The sequence below is a fragment of the Legionella sheltonii genome (assembly GCF_026191355.1).
GTDB lineage: Bacteria > Pseudomonadota > Gammaproteobacteria > Legionellales > Legionellaceae > Legionella > Legionella sheltonii.
This window is the reverse complement of the sequence record NZ_JAPHOQ010000016.1, coordinates 1-23,453: the sequence shown is the minus strand read 5'-3', so window position 1 is coordinate 23,453 and position 23,453 is coordinate 1. Positions and strand designations below refer to the sequence as shown.

Sequence of the window (23,453 nt, the reverse complement as noted above, 5' to 3'; positions counted from 1 at the left end):
CCGACCTACTCCTTATAGGAGCGGTAATAACTAAAATTCCTGGCTGCAAGCAGCCAGGCTACAGTACTATTTATGCTTCTTGCTCTGCTAAAGCATAAGATTGCATGGTAGTTTGAGTTAAATCCAACAATTCCCTGATTGCAACAAAAAACATAGTATAGTTCAGCACTGTACTTGCTTTCAGATCGGCCAAAATATAGCGCCAACGCTGAATTAATGCACGGTGAGACTCTCCCCAAGCAGCAAGGCGTGCTTGGAAATCAGGATTATCTCCATCGTAGTTGATCAAGCCAGCTGTAAGTTGGCGTTGTTGCCAATCCAGATCATCTCGCAAAGCTTCACGAGATAATGACTCCCAATGATTCTCACTTGGATGCATAATAATTTGTTTTCTTATCCAGGCAAGATCCAGAAACTCACCAATTCCAAAATAAATTTCAGCAACCTGGGCTACTTTCATATTTTTCTTGTGAGCAATTTCTATAATGTCTGTCGCCGCAAACAAGCCGCGTGTAACAGTTAACTCGTGAGCTAGAGCTGGAGGAATACCTTCATCAATAAGCTCTTGTTTATGCTCTTCATATCGTGCTCGCCGCTCTTCATTTAAGACAGCTGGGGCAGACATTTTAAGCTCAACAACCCCTTGTGCATAAAGTTTTACAACTTCAGAAATGTCGACAGACCTACGTTGACTACGTAAGAACCAGCGTGTAATACGTCGAGCTAATCTGGAATAAAGCATCATCATTTCTATTTGTTTTTTAGCGCTGACCTTGTTACCCAATTCCTCGATTTGTTTCCAAACAGATTCTAAATTAAGCACAGAGCGAGTAATCATATAAGCTCTTACAATTGCCGATACTGGTGCACCTGTTTCATCCTGCAATCTGTAAACGTAAGTAAAGCCCATTTCGTTCACGATAATATTGCTTAATCGGGTTGCAATAATTTCTCTTCTTAGCGGATGCGATTGCATTTGTTTGCTAAATCGTTCTTGCAAAGGCTTAGGAAACGAACTAATTAAGAATTGCGTCATATAACTTTCTTCAGGAACGCCGGAAGCCAAAATTTGCTCCTTCAGAATTGTTTTGCTGTAACACATTAATACAGCAATACTAGGACGCATCAAACCTTTACCCATCAGTTTACGCTCAAGGATGACTTTATCATCTGGTAAATACTCGAGATTACGGTCGATTTTTCCTGTACGCTCTAATTCGCTTATATAACGGCTTTGCAAATCCAATGCTTGTAGAGGCTGTGATGCAGATAAGCTAATTGCCCGTGTTTGTAAGAAATTGTCACGAAGTACCAGTTTACTTACTTCATCGGTCATCTCAACTAACAGTTCATTGCGTTGTTTTGGAGTCAAATCACCTACTGCAACAATACCATTAAGTAGAATCTTAATATTCACTTCTTTATCAGAGCAATTAACACCACCCGCGTTGTCAATGAAATCGGTATAGACCATTCCGCCATTGAGCGAGTATTCAACTCGTGCCAGTTGGGTTAGACCCAGGTTACCGCCCTCACCCACAACTTTGCATCGTAATTGTTTTGCGTTAACTCGTGTCGCATCGTTGGTTCGATCACCAACATTCGCATTTGATTCAGTGCTGGCTTTAACATAAGTTCCAATTCCTGCACTCCAAAGTAAGTCTACCTTCGCTTTCAAAATCGCTTTGATTAACTCATTTGGCTCAATTTCATTTTGTTTAATTCCAAAAACCGCTTGCATTTCCTTACTAACTGGAACTGATTTAGCATTACGATTAAATACACCGCCTCCCTTGGAAATAAGCTTTTTATCGTAATCTGTCCAGTTTGATCGAGGTAAATGAAACAAACGTTCACGTTCTTTAAAACTGGCCTCAGCATCAGGATTGGGATCGATAAAAATATGAATGTGGTTAAAAGCACCGACTAATTTGATGTGTTTTGATAACAACATACCATTGCCAAAGACATCTCCAGCCATATCGCCAATACCAACAACAGTAAAATCATTATTCTCTATGTCTATATTCAATTCATAGAAATGACGCTTCACTGATTCCCATGCTCCTTTGGCAGTAATTCCCATTTTCTTATGGTCATAACCTATTGAGCCACCTGATGCAAAAGCGTCACCTAGCCAAAAACCATATTCTAATGAAATGGCATTAGCTAGATCAGAGAAAGTTGCGGTACCTTTATCTGCAGCAACAACAAGATAAGGATCATCCTCATCATAACAGATAACACTCTCAGGCTTGACAACCTTGCCTTCAACATAATTATCAGTAATATCCAAAAGCCCACGAATAAATAATTGATAACAACCTATTCCTTCAGCCATTATTTCTTCACGTGTACCATTTACTGGCAACAACTTAGGTACAAAACCACCTTTAGCGCCGCTAGGTACAATGACAGAATTTTTAACTTGTTGTGCCTTCATCAAACCAAGTATTTCGGTACGGAAATCTTCTCTGCGATCAGACCAACGCAAGCCACCACGAGCGACCTTACCACAACGTAAATGTACCCCTTCAAAACGTGGGGAATAAACAAAGATTTCAAACATAGGATGTGGTTTTGGCACACCTGGAATAATCTTACTGTTTAACTTAAGCGAAATATAAGGCTTATGATGTCCATCGGTATTCAATTGGTAAAAGTTAGTGCGTAAAGTTGCACTAATCGCATGAATGTACTGTCTAATTATTTTATCTTCGTCAAGGTTGGATACGCTATCCAGATCAGCTAATATTTCAATGGATAAATCGGTAAAGCGATCTTCTCGATTAGGATCATGAGCAGGATTACAACGAATTTCAAAGAGTCTCACTAACTTTTTAGCGATAGCAACATTATTATTTAATGCCGTTTCCATATAGTCTTGGCTAAAAGTAATTCCAATTTGCTTAAAGTACTTAGCATAAGTACGTAAAACAGCAACTTCTCGCCAATTAAGTCCTGCTGCTAAAACGAGTTGATTAAATCCATCATTCTCAGCTTGTCCAAACCAAACCTTGGCAAACGCATTTTGGAATAATTCTTTAATTTCATCCAGATCAAACTCAATTGGCTTATTGTATTGCATGGCAAATTCATTAATCCACGCTACCTTGCCATCCTCAAATTTTAATGGGTAAGGACGTTCACTAATCGCACGTAAACCCAACTTTTCCAATATAGGCAAAACATCAGATAAAGGAATAGTGGTATCATGTTGATACACTTTTAATCTAAAACTATTTTCTGATTCATCCAATGGCTTATAAAAATTAATACCTAATGGCTGCTCCGATGTGAGTAATTCAATATGTTTAATATCATAGACCGCTGTTCTTGCTGGAAACGTATCACTATAAGCAAGAGGAAATGCATTTTTATAACGAGCATAGAGACTATTTGCCTGCTCCTCTCCATAAGCCTCATATAAATGAGTTTGCAAATCATCTGTCCAAGAACGTCCTGCATCAATCAATTTCTTTTCAATTTCTTTTAAATCGTACTCAAAAGGCAAATTGGGGTTAATTTTGATGATAAAATGAACACGCGCAAGAACAGACTCGGTAAATTGAGTTGAATATGTGGTCTCAATCGAGTTAAAACTCTCATCAAGAATTTTCTTCATCGCCATTCTTAATTCAGTATTAATTCTATCCTTAGGAACATATACCAAACAGGAGACGAAGCGGCGATAAACATCAACACGTGCGAATAATCGAATACGCTTTCTGTCTTGCATGTAAAAAATACCCATTGCAATTTCCAGAAGCTCGTCTTCTGTTCCTTGAATCAAATCATCTCGTGGCAACGTTTCAAGAATGTTTAACAAAACCTTACCCGCGTGACTTCGTGGATTTAATTTAGAATTTTCCATAATGAGCGCTACCTTACGTCTCAAAAATGGAATTTGTTTGGGGTTGGTATGATAGGCAGCAGAAGTATAAAGGCCGATAATTCTTCTTTCACCAATCACATTTCCTTGTGCATTAAATCGTTTAATTCCTATATAGTCAGTGTATGCATCTCGATGGACGCTTGCTAAGGTATTTGTTTTTGAGGTAACTAAAATACGAGGAGATAAGGTGAACTCACGGGCCTCAGGTGTCATCGCAGTAATGCTACGTGCCATTGATTTAGTAACGTTTTCACGTAGAAGTCCTAATCCGGTTTTAGGAACAGCTTGTAACACTGTTTCTTTACCTTTTTCTACTAATTCATAATCCCTCATCCCTAAAAAAGTAAAATGATGGTCTTCAATCCAATGTAAAAATGCCTTGGTCTCTTCGACCTCATCCAAATCAAGTACAGAAGATACTTTATCAATTTCTGAAATTGCTTCCCGAACTTCAGCTCGCATTTTTTCCCAATCTTCATAAACAACTCGATTATCTTCGAGGGCTCGTTCACATCCTTGGTGTAGCTCTTCAAGAATCTTAGGATCTGTTTGTCGATCAATTTCAAGAAATATAGGTGCTTCATGAATCACCCCTTTTTCATCTAACATTTGATTGCGGGGTAAGATTTCACAAACTCGATTATTTTTATCTCTTTTAACGCGAATGCCACCCATATGGATCGTTAGATGAGAAGATAATCCCATTCTATGTATTACTAAACGGATTGAATCAACCAAAAATGGCATATCATCACAAATTACTTCAATTACGGTATGCGTGGTTTGCCATCCATGACGCTCATAATCTGGATTATAGATTCTAATTTTCGTCTCATGTGGTGCACGCTCATTAATCAATGACCAAAAATTTACTACAGCGCCATAAAGATCATCGACAGTCCATGCGTTAAGATCTTCCATAGCTACAGTACCATAGAGCTGTTTCGCAAATTCGGCGCAAAACTCGGTTTGCTCACCAACCATAGAGCTTCTAATCCTATCTACAATGGCTTCAATTAATACATCTTTACCCTCTTCAAATTTATAAGACATTGTTGTTTTACCTCGTCGATTTTGCCTCAGCCCTACAGCGAGAATTATTGTTTAAAAAAATAACCAGCCGCTCTCACCTAACCAGCTTGATGTACTAGATAGTTGGGAGTGGCTCAAAAATTTATATCGTATTAAGTACTGTTGGCATCCACCTCAGATGTAAAAGTCAACTAGCCTTAATATCATGAATCACTAATCGCTACGGTTTTAGTATTTACAAATTCTAATATACCTTCCCTGGATAGTTCACGACCATAGCCTGACTCTTTTATTCCGCCAAATGGTAATCTGGGATCTGAAGCTACAAAAGCATTAACAAAACATGCCCCAGCCTCTATTTCATGAGTAGCTATATGCTCTCCTTTCTCCAAATCACGGGTAAACACTGCCGCCCCTAAACCATATTGGCTTTGATTTGCATAAGCAATACCTTCTTTCTCATTATCGGCTGTGATGATCGCAATAACAGGGCCAAATAATTCTTCATCAAAAGCAGGCATGCCAGGTGTAACCTGAGTCAGCAATGTTGGCGGATAATAAAAACCTTTTCCTTCGGGAATTATACCACCTACCAATAATTTAGCACCTTGTTTCAGTGATTTTTCTACTTGAATATTCAAGTTTTCACGTAAATCTGAACGAGCTAATGGACCAAGTTTAATTTCCGAATCAAGTGGATCACCCATTTTAAATGCAGACATATGCTCAATAATTTTTTGTACTAACTCTTTTTCAACTGATTTTAAAACAATGATGCGCTTAGCAGCAATACAGACTTGACCTGAGTTATTAAGTCTTGAATTAACGATACACTCGGCTGCCAAATCAAGATCAGCGTCCTCAAGGACAAGATAAGGATCGCTTCCCCCCAGTTCCAACACAGATTTTTTTAAATATTTTCCAGCATGACTCGCTACAGCACTACCTGCCCGTTCGCTACCTGTCAAAGTAACTGCAATTACATGAGGATTTTCAATAATCTTAGCTGCCCCATCATTATCAACAATTAAATGTTGGAATACATACTCTGGAAAACCTGCTTCCAAAAATAACTCTTCTATTTTGTTCCCTGTTCCCGTTGAAATAGGTGCATGCTTCAAAACCGCTACATTTCCAGCCATAAGCGTAGGTACAGCAAAACGAAAAACCTGCCAAAATGGAAAGTTCCATGGCATGATCGCAAAAACGATCCCAAGCGGCAAATGACATACTTTCGCTTTTTTCATTTCTGTTTGGATTAGTTTTGGTGCAAGGTACTCTTCTGCATGTTCTGCGTAATGCTCACACAACCAAGCGCATTTATTAATTTCAGCTTTACCCGCAGTGATAGGCTTACCCATTTCGGTTGCCATTAAATGAGCCAACTCATCTGATTTTGATTTTAAAAGTGATGCAAGATGTAACATTAGAGTTTTTCTTTGACTAAAGGATGTTTTTTTCCATGACAAAAAGGCCTCATGTCCTTTATTTAGTCTTTTATGAACTTCCTGTTCATTAAGGCAATCATAGCTTTGTAGTATTTGTTCCGTTGCGGGATTTACAGTTTGAATTTTCATGATCTCTCCATACAGAAATTAAGTATATTTAACTAAAGTTATCAACTCTCCTTGCACACTACTTTTGATTATTGATACTATTTTTATGTTTTTCAGCTTTTTGTAAAAGAATATTAGTTTAACTCAATATATGAATACAATTATTTAACTATTTTAAGAAACCCAATTTAAGCGAGAATGCTTTTAGGCAATATTTTTTTATTAACACTAGGATAATTAATGAATTTAAGCAAACAGCAATTCCATCCATTACAATACGTAGCGGCTTGGTCAGTGCACGTCTTTACTGCAAGTGCAGCCTGTATTGGTATTTTTTCATTAGTAAAAATGTATCAACACGAATATATTTTTGCTTTATGGCTTATGCTTATCACGGTTGTTATCGATGCTGTTGATGGAAGTCTTGCTCGTTTGTTTAACATAAGGAAAATTTTACCTCAAATCGACGGCGCCCTTCTGGATAATATTGTAGATTATTTGAATTACGTAATAACCCCTTGCTTTTTCTTGCTCGTCAAACCCGGCATGCTTCCGTCTAATTACTCCGTCTTTATAATTGCAGCAGTTTCAATTACTTCTGCCTATCAATTTTGTCAGTCTGATGCAAAAACGCCAGATCATTTTTTTAAAGGTTTTCCTTGCTACTGGAATATTACCATTTTATATATGTTTATTTTTAACACGTCAGCGACAACGAATGCCATTATATTAACCATTCTTTCTATACTTATTTTTGTTCCTGTAAAATATGTTTATCCCTCAAGACTTGATTATTTAACAGAATCTAGAATATTAAAGATATTGATGCATGTTTGCTCTGCCATTTATGCGGTAAGTTCGATTTTTTTACTCATTAGCTATCCAAATACAAATGTTGTTTGCCTTAGCCTTTCTTTGGCATATGTCGGGATGTATCTCTTTTTAAGTTTTTATAGAACTTATTACCCGATGATTAAGGCCAAAATTTCCGCCCATAAGGAATAGTGCTTCTATTTTTTTATTGTAGGATAGACTTTGTATTTTTTATGATTAAAATAACCCCCAAATTTTACTTATTGAGGTAGTTATGTCTTTATTTCATCAATTTAATAAATCGTTTCTTTTCTCCGTTATTCTTATTGGCTCTACACAAGCAGCAAGTACATTTCCAAGAGGTTGTGAAGTTGTAGGTTTTGGTTACAGTCAAAATTATCTCATTTTAAATGAGACAGGAAATCAATCATATTATTTAATACAAAATCATTCTGACTCTAAAATCGAGTTAGAGCGTGTAAACACTGAAGAGGCATTTATGAGCCCTCCATTACATGCTACATTAGAACCACTAAATTGGGGTGCATTTGCTTCTGATGTCAAAAATTTAAACTTTAAGTGTTATAAACGCACCGATGAAAATACGACTCTCGTTGACTGTCGAAATGTATTAGAAGTATGTCAATACCCACGGGTTAAGTTTGCCCTAAGTAATATGGGAAATTATTGGATTTCATTTAATAAACCTCAAGGCACAATTATACAAGAGTCAGTAGCAAAAGGGATTTATTTAAAATGGTGATATGTGGCTAAAAAAATATTTATTTTTTTGGGAGTCATTGGCTCCCTCATTATTGTATACGGTCTTTTGAAGTATTTTGGGACGACCCCCCCCAAACTGTATTCTCAATTGCATTATTTCATTGGCGGTGTTGCATTACTTATAACGGCAATCTATTTTAGATTGCTTTTTTTTATAGCACTTCAATTAATTCTTATCGCAGGCCATGCAGCCATTTTATTAGGAAGTGGGCCCTATACTCAGTTTTTCTTACCTATATTACTGTGCTGCCAACTGCTCACATTTTATTTAATGTTTGGAAAAGAAAGTAGTGTATTTTTAATTTTGGGAATTTTTGGAATTGCCTTGCTTTCTATGGGTTTTGCCTACAATGATAAATGGATATTTTTTTCAGGAAGTACACTTGTTGCCATTTATGCCTACTACAGCGGGTATAAAGGATTATATGCTTCTTATATTTGGGCTATTTTGAATACAGTAATTGCCTTACTTGCACTTTATAGAATTATTTTAATGTAGTATTTGAAAGGAAATGGATAGCTTAGGGTGTCTGCTTGAGCGATTATTGGATTGAGAAAACCCGGGTTACGACAGTCGCTCCACCCGGGTTACAATGCTATAGATGCTTACTTAGCTGGAATAATTTCCACATGCAATTTAGCAACAACATCGCTGTGAACATGTATCTCAACTACGAAACTACCAATTGAGTGAAGGGGACCTTCAGGCATTACGATTTCACGTTTAACTACATCAATGCCTTTCTCAGTTAAAGCATCTTTGATTTCATTAATACCAACGGAACCATATAATTTTCCTTCATCGCTCGCCATAGCGCTAATAACTAAATTGGTGTCATTTAATTTGGCAGCGCGTTGCTCAGCAGTAGCAAAGGATTGTTGCGCCTTTTTCTCAAGCTCAGCTCGACGTTTTTCGAACATCTCGATATTTTTTGGTGTTGCAAAAACCGCTTTATTTTGTGGTATCAAAAAATTACGGCCATAACCTGATTTTACATTTACTTTATCACCCAGGTTACCTAAATTTCTCACTTTTTCTAATAAGATAACTTCCATCTTAATAACCCCTTAAATTGATTCGCCAACCCTTGAAGGTAAATACGATCTAAAATTAACTAAACTATCTAATGAACCAAGGACAATGCAGGCACATAATACAAAAGTTGGTTTCACTAACATTAATAACATTAATAAAATGAATACCTTAACTTGTCTCTTACGAGAGAAAATAAAATAAACCAGACCAAATCCAGAAGCCAAGAAATAACACAGCACTATTGGAAGGACATTCATAGCCAAGGGAATTTCATAAAAAGTTGCCAACGAAACACCCAAAAAAACTAAAAATGAAAGTCTACCACTTCGAAATGCCATTAGCTCATTCCTGAAACCACCAGGTAAAAATAATTTGGCTTGCATTGCTCGTGCAAACATCAAGGACATTGTTGCAGAAACAATAACGCTTAATATCTGAATGCCGAAGAATAATTGCGCCAAAACTAATGAACTTATGCCACTCAAAGCAGAATCAACCACCTCCTGGTATTGTGTCAAAATCAATTTAAATTGATTATATTGTTCCACAATAAAACCAGGCGCTAAAAGTTGAAGGAACAAACATCCCAAAAAGGCCAGCACAAAAAATACCCCAGCTACTGCTTGCCACTTTTCAGTATTTCGCAAACTCAAAGCTGCAAAATAACAGGGCAAATAAGCAATCAGAGTATTAATTATTGCTCCGGATAATGGAATTAACATTATCAGTGGAACAGAATGAATAATAAGTGCAGGCAACAAAACATCAAAACCAGATTTTGCACCCTTTCTTAAGGTTACTAAACTAACTAAAGCAACTGAAAGCCAAGAGGCAAAGGGTAACACTGAAAAAATAACAGCATAAAGAATCGCTTGCTGCTTACTTTCAAGTATTACCTTACATTGTCTTGTTATAAAATTGCCTGCTCGCATCATTATTATTTATTTATGGCTATCACAATAAGGCAACAGACCAAGGAATCTGGCTTGCATAATTGCTCTTGCTAATTGTCTTTGAAAACGAGTTTGTGTACCAGTAATACGACTTGGTACAATTTTCCCGGTTTCAGATATGTAATTTTTCAATAAATTGATATCTTTATAATCAATCTCATTACCGCCTTCAGCACTAAAACGGCACATTTTTTTTCTACGAAAATAAGCTGACATAAATAAGACTCCTCTTAAGCTGATCTGGTTTCTTTTTCTTTCTTCATCAAAACAGATTCAGTAGTGATCGCTTGTTTTTGACGAGTAATTAAGTTTCTAATGATTGCATCATTGTATTTGAATGCATTTTTAATTTCTTCCAGAGCTTCAAGACTGCACTCAATATTCATAAGAATGTAGTGCGCTTTATGAACATCACTTATTGGATAAGCTAATTGACGACGACCTAAGTCCTCTTTTCGGTGGATCACACCACTGTGCTTGCTTATGATCCCTTCATAGCGCTCAACCATTGCTGGAACTTGTTCGCTTTGATCCGGGTGCACAAGAAACATAATTTCATAATGTCTCATGATTTCTCCTTATGGATGAAGCCTCCTGTCATCGAAAACAACAGTAAGGCAAGGTTTATAAAAAAAGCTGCCAATTATAACCATTTTAAGTACATCATACAATTATCAATCGATTAAAAAGTGGCGAAATTTCTATGTAAAGCGAAGAAGAGTGGGAATGAATTTATTTTTTATGGGTTTGTATTAATTTTTTAGTGACAAGTATCTATGAATTAGGTTACCGTGCATTAAGAAAATATTATTGATTTTACAATCAACTTATCTAAAAGTCATAGAGGTTTTTAATGGATATAATTTCTCTTCAGTTCGAAGAACCTTTAATAATTCATATTGGTGATGCTACTGTTAAAATTTTAGCTTTTAAAACACAAGAACATGGAAATATTAAGTTTGGTGTTGACGCACCTAGATCGGTGAATGTGCATAGAGAAGAGATTTTTCATGCAATAAAGCAAAAGCAACAGCTTTTAGAAACGGTCGAATAATCTACTAAATGGGTCAAGTATCATCACGCTCGATTATGTTTTTTGGAGAGTGTTCATCCAACTGTGTCACCTCAGTCATTATCTAAGTCCCAGGGTTAGTCTGTCTTCGAAATAGATTTGTAACTGGGACACGATAAGCGCCCAATTGTGCATGGGCTGATTCCATTTTTCCAGTACTTTCTGGCAAGCACAATAAATAAGCTTAATAAGGGCGTTTTCACTGGTGAAAGCGCCTTTATTTTTAGTGTACTTGCGAATTTGCCGATGAAAGCCTTCAACAATATTGGTAGTGTAAATGATGCGTCTTAGCTCTTCTGGGTATTTGAAGTATTGTGATAGAGCTTCCCAGTTGTTATTCCAGGATTTCATCACCGCCGGGTATTTTTTGCCCCATTTCTCTTCCAACTCAAGTAGATGATGCAAAGCCATATCTTTGCTTGAAGCCTTATAAACCAGCTTTAAATCGGCCATAAAGGCTTTCTGGTCCTTACTAACCACATACTTTAATGAGTTGCGAATTTGATGAACGACACAAAGCTGGATCTCGGTGTTAGGAAAAACTTCAGCAATGGCATCAGGAAATCCCTTAAGTCCATCGATGCTTGCTATAAGGATATCCTCTACACCACGAGCTTTAAGGTCATTTAATACACTAAGCCAAAAACGAGCTCCCTCTGCCTCAGATAAATAGAGCCCTAGAATATCTTTTTTACCTTCTGAATTTACAGCAAGGACGGTGTAAAATGCTCTACTTATGACCTTACCTTCAACACGTACTTTAAAGTGCATGGCATCAAGAAAAACGATTGGGTATACAGATTCTAGGGAGCGATTACGCCACTCGGTAATCAGGGGTAATAGTTTGTCAGTAATCAGGCTGATTTTAGCACTCGAGACTTCTAGTCCATACATCTCAGATAAATGCTCGCTTATCGCCTCGTAACTCATGCCTATCGCATAGAGGGCTAGGACTTTATTATCCAGTGACTCGTTGAGTACCGTTTGACGTTTTTTTACAAGCTCGGGTTCAAAGCTGCCATCCCTATCTCGAGGTGTTTCTAAATCAAAAACTCCAGTTGTTGATTTAATTGTTTTAGTCGTTTTGCCGTTGCGACGGTTTGAAATACCTGTCTCATGACAATCAGTCATATGAGAATCCATTTCACCTTCTAATGCCGCCTCTAATAGCTCTTTTATTAAGGGGGTCAGTATGCCGTCTTTTCCAGTGAGAGATTGGCCAGACTTTAACTGGGTCAAAGCCTCTAATTTGAACTCATTGAAATCAAAATTCGATAAATCTATTTTCTTTTTATTCATATCTACCTCTTTTAAGTGTTAAATTATAAACAAATTAAAAGAGATGACACAGTTATTTAAACACTACCGTTTTTTGCTGGATTGATTCTGGCATTATCTGTTATTGCCTTTTTAATAAACTATTTATTTTATAATTATCCCGGCAATAACTACTTTCCTGCTGGCATACCTTATTTAGCATTAACATTAATTCTCATGAATCTAGGACTAATCCTTTATTTTCCCCAGGGAAACAAATCTGTACAAGCTGGAAGAGAATTGATTTATCTTTTTATGGTAATGAGTGTAGTTGCCATCGCAACCAATGCAGTACAGTTAACCCCCTTTCCTGCTATTGATCAATATATCGTTGACTTTGAAAAGCACTTATCTATCCATATGGAAAAAATATTAATCTGGACAGATAACCATCCTCACTTTAAATATGTATTAGGTAAAATTTATGACACCCTGCCTTATCAAATGAGCGTTTTACCTATGCTGATCATTATTACATGCCGTTTTCATCTGATCAGAGAGTATTATTTTTATATGTTGTCTACCGTTTTAATTGGTTTTGTCATTTATTACTTTTTTCCTACAACAGCTCCTGCAAGCATTATCAACAGTCCTTTATTTTCCCCCGAGCAAATAGATACTGGTCTTAAATTCAGACAAATCCACCATTATATTAATCCAACTACAAATGAGGGTGGATTAATAGCTCTTCCTTCCTTTCATACTATATGGGCCATATTATGTGTGAACTTGCTTAGAGAATGGTCAATTCCATATTTTATGCTGATGATAATCAATGTATTACTTATTGCATCCTGCGTTCTACTGGGATGGCACTATATAAGCGATATTGTGACGGCCTTAATCATCTTGCTCATCAGCCATCTACTATTGAAATACTGTACTCGAGATAGATCGCCTTTTACATCATATGCCTTAAAAAGCTAATAAATTATTTTAAATCGTGTAATGCACCTGATCCAAATACAAGGGTAACCCCTTTACAAAATTTTTCGTATCAAGCCCGTAGGATATGCAAGCTCATTTTGAATTACTTTGTTGCTACTGACGCTGAGAAGATTGTGAATTCTTAATTGATTTTGTAGTGCTGATTGTAAGGATTCATTGCGTTGTTCACTCAAAAGAGGATGCATTTGTATTACCCATGCTCCTTCATCTTTTCCAATTTTTACTGGTTCGTTGATGACCCGAACTGGTGTTCCTATTGGCACCACACGAAAAAGATATTCGATATCATCCGGAAACATACGAATGCATCCCGCACTGACACGCATTCCAATTCCATCGAGTCTGTTTGTACCATGAATTAAAAAGGTTGGCCACTCCAGCCGTAGAGCATATTGACCGAGTGGATTATAAGGCCCTGAAGGAAACTCATCAGGAAGAAAATCACCATTTTTTTCTGCTTCAGCGCGAAGATTTTCAGTTGGACGCCATTTAGGATTTGCTTCTTTTGCAATAATTTTGGTTAACCCCAAAGGAGTACTCCAACCTTTTCGACCAATGCCAACAGGGAAAGTAATCACCACATTCTCATGTTCAGGAAAATAATACAGTCGATATTCAGCTAGATTAATAACAATTCCTTTTCTAGGTACACTAGGCAAGATGTACTGGGCTGGAATAACAAGACGAGAATTAACGATCAATTGCTTGGTATTGAGGTGAGGATTTGCTCTGAGGATTTCATAAAAACCAACATCAAAACGCTTTCCTATCTCATCAATTGTTTCATTCGCTTCGGATAGTGTGTATTGAACTTCTCCAACTACGTCTCCTGCTGCAGGTAAAACTAAGGTTGTTGCATGAGAAAAAGATAGGCAAAAGAGTTGTAAGAAAATTAAAAAAAATAACCTTTTTTTGTTTAAGAACTTTTGCAATGTTATATCCATCTTGGTAATCCGGATTAATGCAGAATAATTCGAGATTTTTGCTGTCATCTCGCGGGCAACAAGGGTTGTCCCATTGATTTATCCATGCTAGAGCATGGGGATCCCTCGTTGCCCTCGTAATGACTTCGATTATATTTTAAAAAAACAGCAGAACCGCATCACAAACTTTCATCTACTTTAAAACGCTTTCCATACTTGGATTCAAGGGTCTTAAATAAATTTTCTAAATTATTTGTTCCAAAATCCTTAGCATAGTTCATAGGGCCGCCACGAAATGGAGCAAATCCTGTAGCGAAAATCATGCCTGCATCAAGTAAATCTGCATCAGCAACAACACCCTCACGCAAACAGGCAGCTGACTCATTTACCATTCGTAGAATTAACCGATCTGCAATATGAGGATCAATTGGTGTACTTGGCTGTTTTTTAATTGGCTTACCATTTTTATATTGATAAATCCCTTGGCCTGTTTTACGACCCAGTTTACCTTCTTTAACCATATCACGCAGTCTTTGGGGAACAGTTCCGCCAAAATGACTCGTTAGATTTTCTGCAACAGCTAAACCAACATCTAGTCCTACAGTATCTGCCAGCTCAACAGGTCCCATGAACATGCCAAATGATAGGGCTGCTTCATCAATAGTTTCAGCGCTATACCCCTCATCCAATAATTGAACACATTCCATGAGATATGGCATTAACACTCGATTCACTAAAAATCCTGGGCTGGATTTAACGGGTAATGGTAGCTTACCAATTTGATTAACAAAAGCGCACGAATTAACTTCTACTTTCTTAGAGGTTTGTGCACTACTCACTACCTCAACTAAATCCATCTTAGCGACCGGATTAAAGAAATGAATTCCGACAAGGCGATTAGGATTACTCATTACACTACTCATTTCATCCAGAGGTATGCTGGATGTATTGGTTGCGATAATGGCATCTTTTTTAGCAAGCTTTTCAACTTTCTTCATAATTTCTTGTTTTACTGCAAGATTTTCGAAAACCGCCTCAATAATGACATCAGCTCTTGCGATTCCATGTCCTTCAGGATCAGGGATTAAGTTATCCATCGCAGCCTGAATAAGTCGAGGTTTACGTAATTTTTTCTTATATAGAGCATGGGCACGGCCAATCGCAGGAGCAATTTTATCGTAGGATTGATCTTGTAAGGTAACTCGCAAGCCACGTAGTGCGCACCAAGCAGCAATATCCCCACCCATTACACCAGCACCAATAACATGGATATGATGTGCCTTAAAATTACTCCCTTTTGCAAAACCTTTTAAACGTTCGCGTAATGAAAAAGCGCGAATTAAATTTTTTGACGTGATGCCAGTTGATACTAAATGCTCTACAGAGTCTATTTCCTTCAAATAAGCCCTATCACCCATACCACCTTCTTTTTCCCACAGATCAATAATGGCATAAGGTGCTGGATAATGCTCTTTTCGTACTCGCTTAGCCACATTACGGCGCATTAACGCAGCAATAGGCTTTCTCAGCCATGCTTTATTCGTTAATCCCTGTATCAATGAAGGTTTATGTTGCGCTGGTTTATTCTTAATAAAATAGACTGCGGCTCGTTTTAACTGACGTATTGGCACTACATCGTCAACCATTCCTAAGCTCTTAGCTTTTGCAGCCGGTACTGCACTTCCAGTCAAAATAATTTGTGACAAAGCGTTAAAACCACCAATTAACTGAGGTAAACGTACTGAGCCACCCCAGCCTGGATGTATGCCCAACATCACTTCAGGTAAGCCGATACGGGTATCTTTTTCATCGGTAGCGACTCGATAGGTACACGCCAAAGCCAACTCATAACCACCGCCCATGCAGAAACCATCTATCATGGCAACGCTAGGAATTGTTAGAGCCTGTAATCGAGCAAACACTGCTTGACCTTTACGCAGGAAATCTACGGCTTGGGCTGGAGTTTCAAATTTTGAAAAAGCATTTACATCCGCACCCGCGATAAACCCTTTTTCTTTGGCTGAATAAACAATTAAACCGATAGCGTTTTTATCCTGTGAAATTTCATGAAGCAGGCTATTCAGCTCATCCAATACTTCTTCATTAATACTGTTCACAGTCGTATCTTTTCTGTCTAGACCTAACCACAGAATATTGTCACTGTCTCGTTGCAAGTCCCAATGTTTGTAATTATTCATGTCCTTTCACCTCAGTCACTCGTTCAAGATACATTGCCCCGCCCTGTCCTCCACCGATACAGATAGAAGCCATACCTCGCGACTCATTTCTTTGTTCCAATGCTTTTAAAACGTGCAAGACAATACGTGCACCGCTTGCACCAATTGGATGCCCAGCTGCAATTGCTCCTCCATCACGATTAAGTTTTTCTAAAGAGGGACCTCCTAGGGCTTTTTCTAATCCTAATTGAGTGCGGCAATACTCATCGTCATTCCAAGCCGCAACACAACCTAGAACTTGTGCAGCAAACGCTTCATTGATTTCCCAACTGTCTATATCTTCCATTTTTAATTTTTGTCTTTGTAAGATTGGTGTCACAGCATGAACAGGACCAAGCCCCATTTGAGAAGGATCAAGTGCAGACCATTGTGAATCGACAATCCTACCCATTACTTTTAATCCATGTTTTTTAACTGCCTCAGCACTCGCTAATAGCAATAAGCACGCTCCGTCCGTTATTTGCGAACTATTACCTGCTGTCACCATACCATATTTTTTATCAAAAAAAGGCTTTAATTTAGCTAATTTTTCAACGGTTGAGTCGGCTCTTAAGCCATCATCTTGTGGATAAATTTTTCCTTTATAATCAATAAGTGGTGATACCTCTGTCATTCTATTTTCGTTATAGGCTTTTGCCAGTCTTAAATGACTTTGATTGGCGAACTCATCCATTTGTTCGCGAGTAAGATTAAAACGGAAGGCGACTTTTTCAGCTGTTTGTCCCATGTTCATGCCAACAATGGGATCAGTAAGACCACGCAGTAAAGCAATAACAGGAGCAAGATAAGCGGGTCTAAATTGGGTGATAAGGCCTAATTTTTGTCCCATACTCTTGGCAGCATACCAATTGGCTAACCAAGATGCCATTTTTTGGTTGAATAATAAAGGAGCATGACTCATCGCATCCGTACCACCTGCAAGCACTAAGTCACTGCGTCCACTCGCAATTTGGATCGCTGCATTATCGAGTGCCTGCATTCCAGACGCGCAATTTCTCATCACTGTAAAAGCAGGTACGTTGTTACCACATCCCAAACGCAAAGAGACAACTCGAGCGATATTCGCCTCATCTGGACTAGGCATGGCACAGCCAATAATCACTTCATCCAACTCAGTTGGAGCAAAAGGCTGGCGGTTTAATAAAGTCATCCCTGCAGCTACCGCTAAATCAGATCCAGAAAAAGGACCTATTCCCTTGGCTTTGAGAAACGGTGTTCGATTTCCATCAACTACATACACTTCTCGACCGTGTAAATTCGACTTCTGTTTCATCGATCCTCCTTATTTTAATTGCGGTCACATCACTGCAACGAGTTCTATTTAAAGTGCCACTTTTCAACAAGTTGCATGTCCTCATGGAGATAACAAAAAGAACGAAAATCTTTTAACTTAACGCCATTACTCTATACTGACATTGGTTCCGATTTATGAATGATAAAGATTAGCAGTAAACATGAGAATTTGGAATTTTTATAAGTCATTAAAATATAAAATTATTAAATTAACTTTCGAATAAGTATGTACCATTTGTTCGCCAAAGAAATTAAGCGCAAAATGATTAATCATAGCTCATCCTGGGCAACCTAAAACTGAGTCTATCAACTTTCCGCTGCAATTTATAAATAATGCATATTGACGGCATCAAAATACCTGATATACTCCCCAGCCATTGATTGGAGAGATGGCCGAGTGGTCGAAGGCGCTCCCCTGCTAAGGGAGTATGGGAGAAATCCCATCGAGGGTTCGAATCCCTCTCTCTCCGCCAGTCAACGCGCCCGTAGCTCAGTTGGATAGAGTATCTGGCTACGAACCAGGGGGTCGGAGGTTCGAATCCTTCCGGGCGCGCCATTTCCAGTTAAAAATCAAAAAAGCAAAAATCACTCCGAAATAGTTGCCAAGACATTCAATGTCTTTGGCCCGGAAGTGTTCGAACCGAAAGAGGTTCGACAAAATGCGAAGCGAAGAGCACAAAGTGCGGCACAGCATTTTGGACGCGCTTCAGCGCGCCGAGAAACGGTGAGGAGCGAACGAAGTAAGCGACGAATCTATCCCTCCCCGGACTCTTGGGATCATTATAATTTAGTACTAAGATACCTCAGGGGGCAGGCATTGAACTATCTCGTAAGCTGCTGGTAGCTCTAGCTCTTTTGGCAACAAGATGTCTTATGTCGCCCAAAGAGAGTATTGGATGAGTCAGATTATTTAGAATTAATGGAAATCTGTGACTTATTATATGATTTTATGTGGTGCAATATAATTAGAGTTTTATTTCCTAACTTCCAAAAAAAGTGAATTCATTTGTTGAATTTTCTATTTCAGTTTTTTCTGAATTATTTAATAAAGATTCTACTTTCTTAGTCAGTTTTGCTATGTTATCTAAGAGAAGACTATTTTGCTGTTCTAAACGCTGAATTCTCACTTTATGTTCAGCAAGTTGCTCCGTTAATTTTTCTTGCTCCTGGGATAATTTGTACTGCTTATATTTTATTTTATATTGCTTATAAAAATTATCGTAACTGCTTGCAGCCTCATGAAACACTGTTAATTCAGCACCAAAAGAAATGAGAACGTCAAGTACACGGGTTCTCTGGTTCTCAGATGCACTATCCGCTCTGAAGACATTTCCTACTAGTCGCTCAAAAGTACGATTATTTATTGTGAGCCCTGATTGGTTAATTATTTTAAAAAAATCTTCTATGTACTTTAAGTTCCAGAGTTGAAACATATCCTTATACTTAAAGAGATAGGATAATGGGACATCATTGGTATCAGACATTCTGTTTATATCTGCCCCATTATTGATTAAGAATTTGAAAAAATATACTAAGTTCATAATCTCCTTAGAATGAACTAAAGCCAAGGCTATTTCGTTCATCAGTATATGGAGTATTGTTTCTCGATTTTTACTTTCAAATTGAAATGAGATTAATTGCTCAGGAATTTCAAAAGATTCATATTTTCTTATAAAATTTTCTTTATTCATACTGAGAGCATCATCATGGATTTCTTTAAAAAGGTTGAGTAATTCTATTTCGGTATATTGTGCTGCTTTAACTATTTTCATTTGAATGTCTCCTACAATCTGATGAACTACCAAACACCGATCCGGGATTAAGCTGCGCTTGACCCAAGTAATATAACATTAACCAATTAAAAGAAGCTTGGCCATCGTCCTTAAAAGCCCCAATTACCAATCGACGCCCCCCCTTGAGGAACTTCAAATGCTCCATTGGTAAGATCGGAATTAAGTACCTCAACTAGACAATTGCCTTCACATTTCAAAGCTATCTCCCAGAAATAAGCTTCTCCAATTAGAGTATAATGCTCAAATAAGATGCAAAGATTATACAATCTGACTCACTTCCATACTGTGAACTATAAAAGAACATTACATTGTAAGAAAGTTTCGCTTACACTACAGAGCTCCCAACTGAGGATCTTAAATATCGTATTAAAATAAGCCTCTAACCTTCAAATCCTATTGTCAATTAGCGATTAACTATTAAGTTCAGATGCCATGAGGCGCAGTGCCCCAAACCCATTTAGGGGTAGCCAATTGTTATTATAGTTTTTTTTCGTTTTCATCGTCTAATCTCCTCTCTACTTTTACATTGCGCAAGTATGATTAAGTTATGCGTCCAAGGCAAAAATTTTTGCACGCCAGCTCTTGCTGTGAGCTTCATTAAAAGAAAAAAATGTTACCTATGTCTCCGGAATATTTTGTTACCTATGTCTCAATAAGGACAATCCTTGTAAATCAATCAGTTATACCAACAAGGTGCGAAGTAGAGCACAAGAAACCCAATTTTGAACAAATAGTAACTTGAAGTTAGTGAGCAGGATTTCTGGCATCTCACAACTTTTTGAGAATATCAAGAAAGTATTTCATGCAAAGGCCTTGCTTTAAGCTTAATTAGCTCTTGACATAAGAAATTAGAGTTGATTAAATCTGGCTTAAGAAAATCATTAGTGTTCGGTACTCTTTAAGCCGTCCTGATCGAACACGTCACTTAGATTTTTGGTGATGGCTCTTTATTGTTAACTCAATAGGAGCATCATCGTGTCTCAATTCGAAAACTCGCCTTTTATATTAAGCTTAAAAGAAGGCGAAAACTTATTTCAAAGCATCATCAATTATTCACATTCTATTAATTTAAAATCCGCAATTTTTACAGCTATTGGTGCGATATCCAATATCACTTTGGGTTATTATCATCGCAATACGCAACAACATACCAAGAGATTGTTTCAGGGAACCTATGAAATTGCTTCCTTGACGGGCAATCTAACCTTGGCTAATGAGGATTTGTTTGTACACATTCATGCAGCTATTGCTGATAATAATTTCCAAATTTTTGGCGGTCATCTCATTGGTGCGGAAGCTAGTGCATCCACGGAGATTGCGATTATCCCGTTGAATCACACCATAAAGCGGGAAAAACACCCTGATTTAGACATAAAAGTTATACGTCCATTTGTTACTCTTGCAAATAGGGGGTAACGATGAAAACAAGTAGCAATTCAAATGCATTAAAAGAATATACTCTTTTTGATCTTCAATCCAATTTAAATCACGCAATTAACAGTTATCACCAAAATGGCATTATTGTTCTTAAAAAGTACCTTAATCAGGTGGAACTACCTGAGTTATTGAATGAAATTGAAAAAATCCAAAAAGATGCGGAATTGGATATCGCGCAAAATTGGAATAATGAAATCGTTTGCTTTTATTCTAAAAATCCGTTGAAACCAGAATCAGAACCAAAAGAATATGTCACTAAACCATATTTTCAATCATCCAGTCACAAAGCACATGTATTTTATGAAGTGATAGATGATGTAAGAGTCGTTAATAGAATTGGGCATGGTATGCATCTCATAGAAAAATATTCAATGATGCAAAACACGGTTTATAAAAACTCCATGCTTAAATCGATTTTTAAAGGTATAGGATTTAGAAAACCAATTTGTCATTTAAGTGTTTATATTCCTAAGCACCCTCATGGTTTAGGCAGTGAAGTCAGGCCACATCAAGAATCAGCTTTTGCCTATACTGAACCAACTTCGGTAGTTGTTTTATGGTTAGCTTTAGAAGATGCATCTATAGAAAATGGGTGCATGTATGGGGTTATGGGCAGTAATCGTTGGCCCTTGAAATGGGTTTCACGGGTAAATCACCAACTTAAAACCAGACAATTTGAGGCACTCAATGATGTCCATATTCCTGATTTTGTTAGCGAGAATTATTGTTATACGCCTTTGGAGGTTAAAGCTGGGGACGCATTATTATTTCATGGCAATTTTGTTCATTGTAGCCCAATAAATAATTCAAGCTATTCGCGCAAAGCGCTATCTTTTCAATTCATTGAAACCTTGGGAGTGAATTATCCAAAGAGCAATTGGTTACAGCCGCCAAACCATGTTTATATTGACCTAAACAGATAAGGATTAAAAAAATGTCTATGTATGATAACAATGAGTTTTTCAAAACCTATTTTGCTAATGCAAGTGAAAAATCGATACTTATTGACTTAATAAGTACTCGCTTTTCTCCCTCCTCATCTGAGCTCAATATTTTGGATTTAGGTTGTCATGATGGCAAATTAATTAAAAGAATAATTGATGCTTATGCCAGTAAAATGCCAGCGAAAGTCAGCATAACAGGAGTAGAACCAAGCGCAGATGCTTTATTAGAATACTCCAAAAACCAGTTTAGCATTTCCGTTCAAACAAACACCTTTGTTGGAACTGCTGAAAGCTATTTTTTAAAAAACCCCCGCAATGAGTATTTCAATTGGGTTATCGCCTCCCAATGCCTTTATTGGTCTTTGGATTTACCATATATCGTTAAAAAAATAGCAGATGCTGGAGAGTCAGGGTTAATTGTCTTAAGAGGACGCCTTGGAATTTATGAAATTCAATCACGTTTCAAGGATTATATAGGCAACCACAATGAGCAATTTTATACTGCAGATGATATAGAGTCAGCACTGCATGACCTAAATATACCTTTTGAAAAAGAGGTTAAAACAACATCTATTCTACTGCCTTCTCAAGGCAGTATTGAGATGAAATGGCTCATTGCTTTTTTTCTACAATGGGACAAAAAAAATATAAATAGTGATATTTTGCAGGAAGTTGAATCTTGGATTTTAGAAAAAAATGCAGAAAAAATGACGCATGAAGTATGCTTTTTCTGGTTAGGAAAAGCGATACTCAATGGGAGCAAGCATGTGAAAGAGATAGAAAAACAAATTTGCAAAGATTCTTAAACTTTTTTTTCCTGGCTGTAGAGTCTTACCCCTGTGACACTTAATTCTTATTTTTACTCATAGGTAATTTTCAATGAAATTGAAAACTTGTATCTTGTGATGGATTATTTTCAATTCCTTGAGCAGTAGAATTTGAATTTCCAAATAATATTTGAGGTGTAGATATAAGAATAGCAGCCGCTTTTTCATAATTACCTTCATTAAATGCTTTTACTCCATGCTTTTCTGGCATAAGCAGTTGATCTAGAGAACTTAAATCGTCTAGATATTTCTGCGCTGATTCCGTTATAACTTGGTGTTTTTGAGTTCCTTCTGGAGATAACAGCTGTAGGTCCCCAAGAGTTAGATATAAAGGACTATAAATCTCAGTGATCGTGCAGTAATCTACAGATTCAGAGTTTTCCTGATTTTTTACAATCGATCGGTATATATAAACAGCAACTGATTTTTGATCTGTTTGCATTTTTTCTTTTGCAAATTCTGGCAATTTTGTAAGACCAAAATAGATATCTTCTTTGGTCAATGAAAATCCATCGTTTTTAATTGTTTGACCAATAGATCCACCTTTATAAATTTTATCATGAGTCTTTTGAAACCAATTTGGGACCGGCAAGG

At 37.3% G+C, this 23,453-nt stretch carries 20 protein-coding genes and 2 tRNA genes; 10 read left to right on the top strand and 12 right to left on the bottom strand.

The window, feature by feature from the left end; all coding sequences use genetic code 11:
- Window positions 1-70: 70 nt before the first annotated feature.
- Together OQJ26_RS16540 and OQJ26_RS16535 are read right to left on the bottom strand one after the other, a co-directional pair.
- Window positions 71-4,948, bottom strand: coding sequence for an NAD-glutamate dehydrogenase (locus OQJ26_RS16540; RefSeq protein ID WP_265704825.1), 4,878 nt, complete (start codon window positions 4,946-4,948; stop codon window positions 71-73).
- A 182-nt stretch (window positions 4,949-5,130) separates the two neighbouring features.
- Window positions 5,131-6,504: an NAD-dependent succinate-semialdehyde dehydrogenase gene (locus OQJ26_RS16535; protein WP_265704824.1), complete on the bottom strand. Its 1,374-nt coding sequence runs from the start codon at window positions 6,502-6,504 to the stop codon at window positions 5,131-5,133.
- Between the two features lie 219 nt (window positions 6,505-6,723).
- Between OQJ26_RS16535 and pcsA the strand changes: the two genes are divergently transcribed.
- The 3 genes from pcsA (at window position 6,724) to OQJ26_RS16520 (ending at window position 8,578) form a co-directional block, all read left to right on the top strand.
- Complete coding sequence (pcsA, locus tag OQJ26_RS16530) at window positions 6,724-7,488, top strand: phosphatidylcholine synthase (protein WP_265704823.1); 765 nt, start codon at window positions 6,724-6,726, stop codon at window positions 7,486-7,488.
- Window positions 7,489-7,570: 82 nt separating this feature from the next.
- Window positions 7,571-8,059, top strand: coding sequence for an enhanced entry protein EnhB (locus OQJ26_RS16525; protein ID WP_265704822.1), 489 nt, complete (start codon window positions 7,571-7,573; stop codon window positions 8,057-8,059).
- A 3-nt stretch (window positions 8,060-8,062) separates the two neighbouring features.
- Window positions 8,063-8,578, top strand: a complete 516-nt coding sequence (locus OQJ26_RS16520; RefSeq protein WP_265704821.1) for a hypothetical protein — start codon at window positions 8,063-8,065, stop codon at window positions 8,576-8,578.
- A gap of 107 nt (window positions 8,579-8,685) precedes the next feature.
- Here the strand turns inward: OQJ26_RS16520 and rplI are convergent, their stop codons facing one another.
- From rplI to rpsF, 4 genes are read right to left on the bottom strand one after another with little or no spacing between them, the layout of a single operon-like run.
- Complete coding sequence (gene rplI, locus OQJ26_RS16515) at window positions 8,686-9,135, bottom strand: 50S ribosomal protein L9 (protein WP_028380668.1); 450 nt, start codon at window positions 9,133-9,135, stop codon at window positions 8,686-8,688.
- Between the two features lie 12 nt (window positions 9,136-9,147).
- Window positions 9,148-10,050 carry a hypothetical protein gene (locus tag OQJ26_RS16510; protein WP_265704820.1) on the bottom strand — a complete coding sequence of 301 codons (903 nt, stop codon included), beginning with the start codon at window positions 10,048-10,050 and terminating at the stop codon, window positions 9,148-9,150.
- Between the two features lie 6 nt (window positions 10,051-10,056).
- Entirely contained in the window at window positions 10,057-10,284 is a 228-nt protein-coding gene (rpsR, locus tag OQJ26_RS16505; protein WP_010653600.1) for a 30S ribosomal protein S18, read from the bottom strand.
- Between the two features lie 14 nt (window positions 10,285-10,298).
- Window positions 10,299-10,637, bottom strand: a complete 339-nt coding sequence (gene rpsF / locus OQJ26_RS16500) for a 30S ribosomal protein S6 (protein WP_028380670.1) — start codon at window positions 10,635-10,637, stop codon at window positions 10,299-10,301.
- Window positions 10,638-10,921: 284 nt separating this feature from the next.
- Between rpsF and OQJ26_RS16495 the strand changes: the two genes are divergently transcribed.
- On the top strand, window positions 10,922-11,122 hold the full coding sequence (locus OQJ26_RS16495; protein ID WP_028380671.1) for a carbon storage regulator: 201 nt from the start codon (window positions 10,922-10,924) through the stop codon (window positions 11,120-11,122).
- A 78-nt stretch (window positions 11,123-11,200) separates the two neighbouring features.
- Here the strand turns inward: OQJ26_RS16495 and OQJ26_RS16490 are convergent, their stop codons facing one another.
- Complete coding sequence (locus OQJ26_RS16490; protein WP_265701939.1) at window positions 11,201-12,439, bottom strand: IS256 family transposase; 1,239 nt, start codon at window positions 12,437-12,439, stop codon at window positions 11,201-11,203.
- 81 nt (window positions 12,440-12,520) lie between these two features.
- Between OQJ26_RS16490 and OQJ26_RS16485 the strand changes: the two genes are divergently transcribed.
- The gene (locus OQJ26_RS16485; protein ID WP_265704819.1) at window positions 12,521-13,384 is read left to right on the top strand and encodes a phosphatase PAP2 family protein; all 864 of its coding nucleotides are present in this window, start codon (window positions 12,521-12,523) and stop codon (window positions 13,382-13,384) included.
- 53 nt (window positions 13,385-13,437) lie between these two features.
- Here the strand turns inward: OQJ26_RS16485 and OQJ26_RS16480 are convergent, their stop codons facing one another.
- The 3 genes from OQJ26_RS16480 to OQJ26_RS16470 form a co-directional block, all read right to left on the bottom strand.
- Window positions 13,438-14,349: a L,D-transpeptidase family protein gene (locus tag OQJ26_RS16480; RefSeq protein ID WP_265704818.1), complete on the bottom strand. Its 912-nt coding sequence runs from the start codon at window positions 14,347-14,349 to the stop codon at window positions 13,438-13,440.
- A 158-nt stretch (window positions 14,350-14,507) separates the two neighbouring features.
- Entirely contained in the window at window positions 14,508-16,526 is a 2,019-nt protein-coding gene (locus tag OQJ26_RS16475) for a 3-hydroxyacyl-CoA dehydrogenase NAD-binding domain-containing protein (protein WP_265704817.1), read from the bottom strand.
- Window positions 16,519-17,838, bottom strand: coding sequence for an acetyl-CoA C-acetyltransferase (locus tag OQJ26_RS16470; protein ID WP_265704816.1), 1,320 nt, complete (start codon window positions 17,836-17,838; stop codon window positions 16,519-16,521). Before OQJ26_RS16470 ends, OQJ26_RS16475 begins: the two co-directional genes overlap by 8 nt.
- Before the next feature lie 403 nt (window positions 17,839-18,241).
- On the opposite strand from OQJ26_RS16470, the gene OQJ26_RS16465 reads away from it, so the two are divergent.
- Together OQJ26_RS16465 and OQJ26_RS16460 are read left to right on the top strand one after the other, a co-directional pair.
- Window positions 18,242-18,331: transfer RNA gene (locus OQJ26_RS16465), tRNA-Ser, on the top strand.
- Between the two features lie 6 nt (window positions 18,332-18,337).
- A tRNA-Arg gene (locus OQJ26_RS16460) sits at window positions 18,338-18,414 on the top strand.
- A gap of 424 nt (window positions 18,415-18,838) precedes the next feature.
- On the opposite strand, the gene OQJ26_RS16455 is transcribed toward OQJ26_RS16460, so the two are convergent.
- Window positions 18,839-19,630 carry a hypothetical protein gene (locus OQJ26_RS16455; RefSeq protein ID WP_265704815.1) on the bottom strand — a complete coding sequence of 264 codons (792 nt, stop codon included), beginning with the start codon at window positions 19,628-19,630 and terminating at the stop codon, window positions 18,839-18,841.
- 996 nt (window positions 19,631-20,626) lie between these two features.
- Here OQJ26_RS16455 and OQJ26_RS16450 point away from each other — a divergent pair.
- Genes OQJ26_RS16450 through OQJ26_RS16440 form a run of 3 tightly spaced genes read left to right on the top strand, consistent with a single transcriptional unit; the run spans window position 20,627 to window position 22,838 of the window.
- Entirely contained in the window at window positions 20,627-21,067 is a 441-nt protein-coding gene (locus OQJ26_RS16450; protein ID WP_265704814.1) for a PPC domain-containing DNA-binding protein, read from the top strand.
- A gap of 2 nt (window positions 21,068-21,069) precedes the next feature.
- Complete coding sequence (locus OQJ26_RS16445) at window positions 21,070-22,011, top strand: phytanoyl-CoA dioxygenase family protein (RefSeq protein WP_265704813.1); 942 nt, start codon at window positions 21,070-21,072, stop codon at window positions 22,009-22,011.
- An 11-nt stretch (window positions 22,012-22,022) separates the two neighbouring features.
- Entirely contained in the window at window positions 22,023-22,838 is an 816-nt protein-coding gene (locus OQJ26_RS16440; RefSeq protein ID WP_265704812.1) for a methyltransferase domain-containing protein, read from the top strand.
- A 70-nt stretch (window positions 22,839-22,908) separates the two neighbouring features.
- Here the strand turns inward: OQJ26_RS16440 and OQJ26_RS16435 are convergent.
- Window positions 22,909-23,453: hypothetical protein (locus tag OQJ26_RS16435; RefSeq protein ID WP_265704811.1), on the bottom strand; the 545-nt coding region annotated here is incomplete at its 5' end.

What these genes read in the sequence shown, in the direction of transcription:
- rpsF (WP_028380670.1), bottom strand. Translation starts at nt 10,637, where the DNA reads ATGAGACATTATGAAATTATGTTTCTTGTGCACCCGGATCAAAGCGAA.
- OQJ26_RS16525 (WP_265704822.1), top strand. Translation starts at nt 7,571, where the DNA reads ATGTCTTTATTTCATCAATTTAATAAATCGTTTCTTTTCTCCGTTATT.
- rpsR (WP_010653600.1), bottom strand. Translation starts at nt 10,284, where the DNA reads ATGTCAGCTTATTTTCGTAGAAAAAAAATGTGCCGTTTTAGTGCTGAA.
- OQJ26_RS16490 (WP_265701939.1), bottom strand. Translation starts at nt 12,439, where the DNA reads ATGAATAAAAAGAAAATAGATTTATCGAATTTTGATTTCAATGAGTTC.
- OQJ26_RS16440 (WP_265704812.1), top strand. Translation starts at nt 22,023, where the DNA reads ATGTCTATGTATGATAACAATGAGTTTTTCAAAACCTATTTTGCTAAT.
- OQJ26_RS16510 (WP_265704820.1), bottom strand. Translation starts at nt 10,050, where the DNA reads ATGATGCGAGCAGGCAATTTTATAACAAGACAATGTAAGGTAATACTT.
- OQJ26_RS16470 (WP_265704816.1), bottom strand. Translation starts at nt 17,838, where the DNA reads ATGAAACAGAAGTCGAATTTACACGGTCGAGAAGTGTATGTAGTTGAT.
- OQJ26_RS16475 (WP_265704817.1), bottom strand. Translation starts at nt 16,526, where the DNA reads ATGAATAATTACAAACATTGGGACTTGCAACGAGACAGTGACAATATT.
- OQJ26_RS16455 (WP_265704815.1), bottom strand. Translation starts at nt 19,630, where the DNA reads ATGAAAATAGTTAAAGCAGCACAATATACCGAAATAGAATTACTCAAC.
- OQJ26_RS16445 (WP_265704813.1), top strand. Translation starts at nt 21,070, where the DNA reads ATGAAAACAAGTAGCAATTCAAATGCATTAAAAGAATATACTCTTTTT.
- OQJ26_RS16480 (WP_265704818.1), bottom strand. Translation starts at nt 14,349, where the DNA reads ATGGATATAACATTGCAAAAGTTCTTAAACAAAAAAAGGTTATTTTTT.
- OQJ26_RS16495 (WP_028380671.1), top strand. Translation starts at nt 10,922, where the DNA reads ATGGATATAATTTCTCTTCAGTTCGAAGAACCTTTAATAATTCATATT.
- OQJ26_RS16535 (WP_265704824.1), bottom strand. Translation starts at nt 6,504, where the DNA reads ATGAAAATTCAAACTGTAAATCCCGCAACGGAACAAATACTACAAAGC.
- OQJ26_RS16540 (WP_265704825.1), bottom strand. Translation starts at nt 4,948, where the DNA reads ATGTCTTATAAATTTGAAGAGGGTAAAGATGTATTAATTGAAGCCATT.
- rplI (WP_028380668.1), bottom strand. Translation starts at nt 9,135, where the DNA reads ATGGAAGTTATCTTATTAGAAAAAGTGAGAAATTTAGGTAACCTGGGT.
- pcsA (WP_265704823.1), top strand. Translation starts at nt 6,724, where the DNA reads ATGAATTTAAGCAAACAGCAATTCCATCCATTACAATACGTAGCGGCT.